Origin of the sequence: Dehalobacter sp. TeCB1, assembly GCF_001707455.1 — a bacterium.
Lineage (GTDB): Bacteria > Bacillota > Desulfitobacteriia > Desulfitobacteriales > Syntrophobotulaceae > Dehalobacter > Dehalobacter restrictus.
The window spans coordinates 21127-29069 of record NZ_MCHF01000041.1; the positions used below are offsets into that span (position 1 = coordinate 21127).

General features: G+C 46.4%; 6 protein-coding genes. 5 read left to right on the plus strand and 1 reads right to left on the minus strand.

Features of this window, described 5'->3' with window-relative positions; genetic code table 11:
- Positions 1-5: 5 nt before the first annotated feature.
- From A7D23_RS10635 to A7D23_RS10655, 5 genes are all read left to right on the plus strand, one after another.
- Entirely contained in the window at positions 6-536 is a 531-nt protein-coding gene (locus tag A7D23_RS10635) for a nitroreductase family protein (RefSeq protein ID WP_019225681.1), read from the plus strand.
- 153 nt (positions 537-689) lie between these two features.
- Positions 690-2198, plus strand: a complete 1509-nt coding sequence (locus A7D23_RS10640; RefSeq protein ID WP_019225680.1) for a LysM peptidoglycan-binding domain-containing protein — start codon at positions 690-692, stop codon at positions 2196-2198.
- Between the two features lie 139 nt (positions 2199-2337).
- On the plus strand, positions 2338-3288 hold the full coding sequence (gene msrB / locus A7D23_RS10645; protein ID WP_019225679.1) for a peptide-methionine (R)-S-oxide reductase MsrB: 951 nt from the start codon (positions 2338-2340) through the stop codon (positions 3286-3288).
- A 228-nt stretch (positions 3289-3516) separates the two neighbouring features.
- On the plus strand, positions 3517-3891 hold the full coding sequence (locus tag A7D23_RS10650; protein ID WP_025205246.1) for a GntR family transcriptional regulator: 375 nt from the start codon (positions 3517-3519) through the stop codon (positions 3889-3891).
- A gap of 12 nt (positions 3892-3903) precedes the next feature.
- Entirely contained in the window at positions 3904-5301 is a 1398-nt protein-coding gene (locus tag A7D23_RS10655) for a DUF5808 domain-containing protein (RefSeq protein ID WP_019225677.1), read from the plus strand.
- A gap of 111 nt (positions 5302-5412) precedes the next feature.
- Here A7D23_RS10655 and A7D23_RS10660 read toward each other — a convergent pair whose 3' ends face one another.
- Positions 5413-7674 (minus strand): 3'-5' exonuclease, encoded by a 2262-nt coding sequence (locus A7D23_RS10660; RefSeq protein ID WP_019225676.1) that lies wholly within the window; start codon positions 7672-7674, stop codon positions 5413-5415.
- Positions 7675-7943 lie beyond the last annotated feature (269 nt).

Below are 7943 nucleotides of genomic sequence, written 5' to 3' on the forward strand. Positions count from 1 at the left end.
CATTAATGAACACGAATATAGACTTTTTGAAACTGGCAGAGGAACGCTATTCAGTGCGCAACTTTACCGACAAAGCGATCGAACAGGATACGCTGAATAAAATATTGAAAGCGGGACACCTCGCGCCGACTGCTTGCAACCGCCAACCGCAGAAGATTCTGGTCATCAACAGCGAAGAAGGATTGGCAAAGCTCAGAAAATGCACGAAATGCCACTTTGGCGCACCTGCCGCAATGCTTATCTGCTACGATAAGAACGAATGCTGGCAACGGGAATACGACGGCAAGACCAGCGGGGTTATCGACGCGAGCATTGTAACAACACACATGATGCTGGAGGCTACGACGCTGGGCGTGGGCACGACGTGGGTCATGTACTTTATACCTGAGGCTGTTAGGGAGGAGTTTGCGATTCCGGACAACATTGAGCCGGTCGCCTTGCTGGTGATGGGTTATCCTGCCCCGGCTGCAAAGCCTTCCCCCGGACATTCGGAATTCAAGCCAATAGAAGATGTCGTATCATACAACAAGTTCTGACAACAAGTTTTGATTGATACGGTTTTCAATATGATCTGCAGGCTGATAAGCTATGCGTACAAAAATATTGAAATATAGGAATAATTTGGGAGGTATTTGGCGTTAAGCTGAAGAATCATATAGTTACAACATAGTGGAGAGGGGAGTAACTATATGAAGATTAGAAAAAAAACAGCCTTAATTCTTACGGTCTTATTTGTATCCGTTGTGGTATTAGCTGGTTGTACCCAAAATCAGCTGGCAATCTTTAATGCCTATATGAAAATGCAAGATGTGACTTCAATGCAGCAGCATATGACGATGTCTCTTCAAATGTCCGGCACAGGGTTTGATCAGGCAGACCAAGAACAAATCGATTCAGTTGCTGAGATGTTAAATAATGCGAAACTCGATGTCGTTTTGAAAATGAATTGCAACGAAGAGAAAACAATCGCTAAATTACAGGCAGATTGTAACGTAATTGCATCCGGTCTTAATATTGACATGCCGTTTTGGGTAGATGAAGATTTCTCAGGGAAAACTCCAAAGCTAATTGAAGTCTTTAAAATCCCGCAAATTGCAGCAGCCTATTTACCCCCTGGATATGCTGGAAAGCCATATATGGTTATAAATCCTTTTGATGCGAAAAATACGGATCTTAAAAATATGGATGTAACGAACCTTATAAAATTGCAGTCAGATCTACAGAAAAAAAGTACTGATTTTCTAAACAGTTATGTTCAAAGGTTCAACCCGAATATTGACGTCGTTAGTGAATCAGCAAACGATGGCCTTGGCTCACAAAAATATACGATAAAACTTAATGATGCACAATTGAAGGAATTTATCCGTTATGGGATTAATAACTTTGCGAAGGACAAAGAAGCGTCGAACTTTTTAAATGAATACTTCACGATAATTGCTCAGTATAGTGAGCTCTCAGGCAGTTCATCGGAATTTGGTTCTATTGATGAAGAGTTTTTAACTGAATTTAATTCAGTCATGGATCAATTGAATGATGTTTCTATTCTAGGGGACAAAGGTATCGAGTTAACGTATACGATTTCAAGCGAAGGTTATATCACCCATGAAAATGGAAGTATCAACCTAGAGCTCGATATGTCAGCATTAAATAGATTGATGAATGATACCGTAGGCGGAGAAGAAATTCAATCGGATGTTACCGGCATTTTGAATCTTACGTTTAACTATGATACAGATATAACAAACATTAACCTACCCGTGGACATTCAAATGCCTGAGCTAAATTCAAGCAACTCGTTTAGTTATCTTGACCTGATACCAAAAACAGATGTAGAAGTGGTTAACAGCACGTATAAGGTTCTGCCCGGTGATACGTTAGCTACGATCGCCTTAAACCATTACGGAAGTTACAAATACTCCGGTAAGATATATGAGGCAAATCGTGATATTATTGAGAAGAATAATAACCGTTTATACGCAGGAATGGTTTTAACCCTTCCGCCTGAGGGGCTGCTCCCGGATATCGTTGCCGGTGAAAAGCAAAGAATATATACCGTGAAAGCAGGAGATACCCTGGCAAAAATAGCCCAATTAGAGTATGGTGATGCTTCACTTTACATGAAAATATACGCAGCAAATAAAAATATACTATCCAGTCCAGATTTGATTTATGAGGGACAAAAGATATTAATTCCATAAAATTGTATTTTAACTTGAATATAATATCATCATTCTTAGCATCATAAAAATATCGAGGATGGTAGGGGATGGTGGCTCGGTTCGCAGCTTTTGAGCAGCGGAGAATGATATCATCATCTGATATCATGGAGGGTCTGTTATGTCTGAGATTTATCTTGCAGGCGGCTGTTTTTGGGGTGTGGAAAAATATATTGCGTCTATTCGCGGGGTCCGTACCACGCAAGTGGGCTATGCCAATGGCAAGACCGCGAACCCGACCTATGAGGATGTGTGTCAGCGCGGCAGCGGACATGCCGAGACGGTGTATGTAGACTATGATCCGGAGATTGTGCCGCTGGAATTCTTGCTGGAATTATATTATCAGGCGATTGATCCGGTCTCACTTAACCGGCAGGGCGGCGACAAGGGGACGCAATACCGTACCGGGATTTATTATGCGGATATGAATGATCTGCCGGTGATAGAACGGTCCCTGGCCAAACTGCAAAAAAACTACGACAAACCTGTCGCGATCGAGATAAAAGCAATCGAGAACTTCTGTCCGGCGGAAGCGTACCACCAAAAATATCTGGATAAAAACCCGGACGGCTATTGTCACATTGGCAGGGATCAATTCACGAAGGCGGCAGGGGCCATTATTAACCCAGCCGATTATCAGGCGTCGGATCCTGGCAGGCTTCGCCAAACCCTGACCGGAACGCAGTACGAAGTGACGCAGAATAATGCCACCGAGCCGCCGTTTCATAACGCGTTCTGGGACATTTTCCGGCCGGGTATTTACGTGGATATTACGACAGGCGAGCCGCTTTTTGCCTCCTCGGATAAATTTGAATCAGGCTGCGGCTGGCCGAGCTTTACCAGGCCTATCGATCCGAATGTAGTCTCGGAGAAGACCGATACTTCCCATAGCATGCTGCGGACCGAGGTCAGGAGCCGTGCCGGCGATGCCCATCTGGGACATGTGTTTGCTGATGGACCCAGGGAATCCGGCGGTCTGAGATATTGTATCAACAGCGCCTCGCTGCGGTTCGTGCCTAAAGAAGATATGGAGCGGGAAGGGTACGGAAATTTAATTGGACTCGTGAAGTAAAAGATTGCTATGATGAAATTGTGAAAATCGCTGAAAACTTAGGCAAGTAGATGGATGATAATGGCAAAAATTTCATAAAAGTGTAACAAAACACCTCCCCTAATTGTTTATTAATAAATAGGCGATAATGGGGAGGTGATTTTTTTATTGACATCTTTGTATTGTTTGTATTATATTATATAATACAAACAATACAAAGAACACATTAACGCAAAGAAGGGAACGCCCATGCTATTAAGGATCGACATGACCAGCGATATCCCGATTTACCAGCAGATCCGCAATCAGATCGTGTTTGCTGCAGCCAAAGGGAATTTAAAGCCCGGGGATGCACTGCCGACCGTCCGCCAGCTGGCCCAGGATATTGGGGTGAATCCTATGACGGTCAACAAAGCCTATGCCCTCTTAAAAGACGAAGGCATCATCATCATTGACCGGCGGCACGGCGCCCAGATCAGAGATTGCGGCAAGACCGGCATGGTTTTTAATCAGGATTTTGACCGCCGGCTGGAACTTCTGCTTTCGGAGGCCCGGATGAAAGGTGCGTCCAAGCAGGAGATCACAACGCATCTATCCGGTCTGATTGACTTGGTTTACGAATAAGGAGGAATGTTTATGCTTTTAACACTGCTCATCCTATCCTGGTTGATTTTCGGGACGATGGCTGCGTTTACGCTCTTTTATAAGAACCAGCAAAATCAGCAGATTTTGGGCGTAACCCTGTCCGCAACCCATGCCCAATCATTGGAAGTTCAGGACATCATCAGCGGCTACAAACGGATGTGTTATCTCATCTTTCTGCTGTCCGCAGGGCTCAGCCTTCTGCTGCTGCTTCCAGCCGCGGCATCCTTCACGGAGTTCTTCCTGCTGATCCTGGTACTGGTCAATATTTTCTTCAATTGGCTGGCGGTTCACCGCTATCAGCGCAGGCTCCGGACGCTGAAGAAGGAAAAAGGCTGGATCTACCAGCGCTCGCGGATCGTAACCGTGGATATGAACGTGGTCAAAGAGAAAGGTAAAGCAGGCGTTTCCGCGGTTTGGTCCTGGTTGTTTCTGCTCCTGAGTTTCATTCCGACGTTCTACTTGCTGTTCTCACCGACGGCGCGGGCGTTCTATCCCGTTGTCTTCAGCATGATCGGTCCGTTCTGCCAACTGAATATGATTTTCTTGTATTACCAGATGCGCAATAGTCATACCCCGGCCTTAAGCGAGAACACCGAGATCAATAAGGTCTGCGCCAGAACCCAGGAGCGTATCCGTACGCAGGCGGCGACGCTGAGCGGGCTGACGATGCTGGTGTTTTGGTTTCTGTTCAGTTTTTCCGTCTTTTACGCCGGAGATGGTATCCTGATTATACTGCCGGTGTTTGTCTTGATCACCGCGCTGCTCCTCATTGCCTACTGGCAGCAGAAAAAAATCCGCGCTGCTGAAAATCACTTCTTCGGTCCTGAACTTCAAAACGAAAGCCATCTTTCCGAACAAGAAGGCGCTTACAAATGGGGATGCTACTATAACCCGAGTGATCCCAGAATCTTTGTACCCAAACGGATCGCGGGCATGGGCTTCACCATTAATCTCGCCCACCCGGTCGGTAAGGCCGTCGGCTTCGGTATCCTGGCGCTGGTCCTGGCTGCCCTGATTCCTGTATTCTACGGCGGCGCCAAGGATTATGTGATCACGGAGAACGGTTCCCAGATCACCATCGACGCCGCGATGTATGACCTAAGCCTTGCAAAAGACCGGATCGTATCCGTTTCCACCCTGGAAAGCCTGCCCCGAAGCTTGCGTACCAACGGCTACGGCGGAGAAAGCAAAAGTTTCGGCCATTTCACTGTCGAGGGATACGGGAAATGCATGCTCTATGTGTACAGCCAGGGCGGAGCGTACATTGTCCTCAAGCTGGACGGGGACAATCCAGGATATGTCATTGTCAACGGCAAGACCCCGGCAGAAACCGAGAACCTGTACCGATCCATCAAAGCGTGGCTGGGCGAGGGAGTCTCCATATATTAACAGAAAAGATGCTGCGAACTTCAAACTTGCAGCATCTTTTTGCAATCAGAAGATGAAAAGACTCCTTTACACATCGTTATTTTCGATGGATTGCTTTTTGGCATAGCGGTATTATAAAAGCGGGCTGATCTCTCCGGTATAAAACAGGTTCAGTCGATGCAGCGCCCGCGTACAGGCAACATATAAAAGGTTTTGATCATCAGTGCTGTGATAATGCCCCTGATCGGCCTCGCAGATCAGTACGGCGTCAAATTCCAGGCCTTTGGCCAGATAGACCGGGATCAGGAATACGCCGTTTAAATCAAATTGAACGTCACCTTTTAGCAGCTGAATATCGCTTTGGTCCTTGAGCTGCTCATATAAGGCAAGGGCGTCGTATTCCGTTTTACAGATCAACCCGATGGATTGGTAACCCATTTCCCGGCAGGTATTCATTTCCGCAAGCAGGAGAGTAGTCAGCGCCGCCCGGTTTGACGCCGCAAACACGGCAGGCGTATCTCCCGATCTCCCGAAAGGATGGAGCTTAACGCTTTGGTCAAGAAACCTGGCGCTGTACGTCAAGATCTCCTTGGTGGAGCGAAAGCTTTTGTCCAAAGTCACCAGCGTGGATTTCGGCTTAGCGAATATCTTGCCAATCTGTTCATAGCGTGCGGAATCTTCCTGTTTGCCGATCGTCTGATGAATATCGCCCAGGATGGTATAATGCGCTTTGGGAAACAGACCGTGGAGTATTTCAAAATGCAGGGGATCATAATCCTGGGCTTCATCGACCACAACCTGCTTGATATCACGGTAAGCCGTATATCCTTTGATATGGATATGGAGAAAAGTAAGGGCCAGGGCGTCATCATAAAGCAAACCATCTTTTTGCAGGTTTTCTCTGGTGAAGTCCAAAATCTCTTCCATACAATCAGGCAGCTCCAGACCTTCGGCTAAATGATAAAAATAGCTTTTATCGCTGAACAGCTTCCGGTATAGTTCCTGACAATCCAGCTCGGTAAACCTTCGTATCTTCTTCAGCAAGGCGGTGCTTTCCAGGATGGATAACCGCCGGGCTACTTCTTTCCATTCAAATTCATGCTCGGGTTTGGCCTGAATAAACTTTTTTAATTTTTCCTGACGGCTGGGACGCAGTTCATGGACAATTTGCAGAATCGACGCTTCCAATTGCTTTAAACGTACGCTCAGCAGGAATTCCTGATCGCCCTTAAGGATTTTGGCTTTCAGCAATTGCCGGTCCGCGACGACCTTTCCGTCATAATAAATATCGGCAAACGGCAGCCAGCGATAAGGCAAGTCCTTAATGAAACGTCTTAAAATCTCAGCAAACAGGCCGGAGCCTTTAAATGCCATGCTGCGTTTGGCGAGCTTCTTGTCGTTATAACTAAGCGCTCGGTCATTTTGGCCGGGGGAGAGCAGGCCTTCCCAATATTGATTCCTGCTTTGGATAGAACCAGTCTGCAAAACCTTGCCGAATATTTCTTCAAAGACGAGCGAATGGACATTTTTCTCGCCCAGCTCAGGCAAGACATTGGCGATGTACTGTTCAAACAGGGTGTTGGGAGAAATGATCACGATCTCATTGGAAGCCAGCTTGGCCGCCAGTCCCTGGTACATCAGATAAGCCGCGCGGTGCAGCGCCACCGAAGTTTTACCGCTTCCGGCAGCTCCCTGGACCATCAGCAAATCCGTTTCCAGATCGCGGATCACCATATCCTGATCTTTCTGGATGGTCTCGACGATGGTTTTCATTTTAGGGGAAGCATTCTGGGAAAGCAGTTCGCGCAGGAATTCGTCAATGATTTGAATATCCGCATCGAAGAAATATTGCAGTTTGCCATCTTTGATCTCGTATTGGCGTTTTAAATGCACCTCTCCCGTTATTTTACCGCCCGGCGACTCATAGAACGCTTTCCCCGGGCCAAAGCGGTAAAAGACACTGGCGATGGGAGAGCGCCAGTCATAGACAACCATTTCCCGGGTTAGGCCGTCCTGCAGCGAAGACCGCCCGATATAAATATTCTCAAAGGCTTCCTCGCCCGCGAACTGAAAATCAATCCGCGCAAAGTAGGGGGAATAGAGCAATCTTTTTAAAGCCAGGATCTTAGCTGCATCCCGTTCGTAATCCGACACCCGTTCCGACACCGGATTGGCGTACTGGCTCAACTCGACCAGCTCATGGAAATTATCCATATTCCAAAGACCGGAGATGGAGCGGGAAGTATCTTCCCACATATCTAACTTCGCGGCAATAATGGCGTCTTTATTTTCCTCGCTCTTTTGCAGGGCACAGTCTAATTGTTCCCGGGCGAGAGCCAGCACCTGCTCCAGGCGTCTGATTTCAAAATCTTGATCAAGGCGGTCCCGTTCCAAAAGTTTACCCCCTAAGTTTGGCTTAAGTTTGATAAGTTTTATCTTACACAAAATATAGGATAATTATAAGAATGTTATTAGAGAAATGTTTTTGGTATAATTAATGTAGAAAGAGTATTTAAATAATTCAGGGAATGTATAAGGTGAGCGGTCAAAGTAAATGCAACCTTTGACAGAGTAAATATAGTGGGGTTTCATTGAGTCTGTCAAAATACTGGGAATAACAGGTATAGTACCTGTTAAAAATAGCCGATTCAGATTATATGGAG

Coding starts and splice junctions, on each gene's coding strand:
- A7D23_RS10635 (WP_019225681.1), top strand. CDS start 6: ATGAACACGAATATAGACTTTTTGAAACTGGCAGAGGAACGCTATTCA.
- A7D23_RS10640 (WP_019225680.1), top strand. CDS start 690: ATGAAGATTAGAAAAAAAACAGCCTTAATTCTTACGGTCTTATTTGTA.
- msrB (WP_019225679.1), top strand. CDS start 2,338: ATGTCTGAGATTTATCTTGCAGGCGGCTGTTTTTGGGGTGTGGAAAAA.
- A7D23_RS10650 (WP_025205246.1), top strand. CDS start 3,517: ATGCTATTAAGGATCGACATGACCAGCGATATCCCGATTTACCAGCAG.
- A7D23_RS10655 (WP_019225677.1), top strand. CDS start 3,904: ATGCTTTTAACACTGCTCATCCTATCCTGGTTGATTTTCGGGACGATG.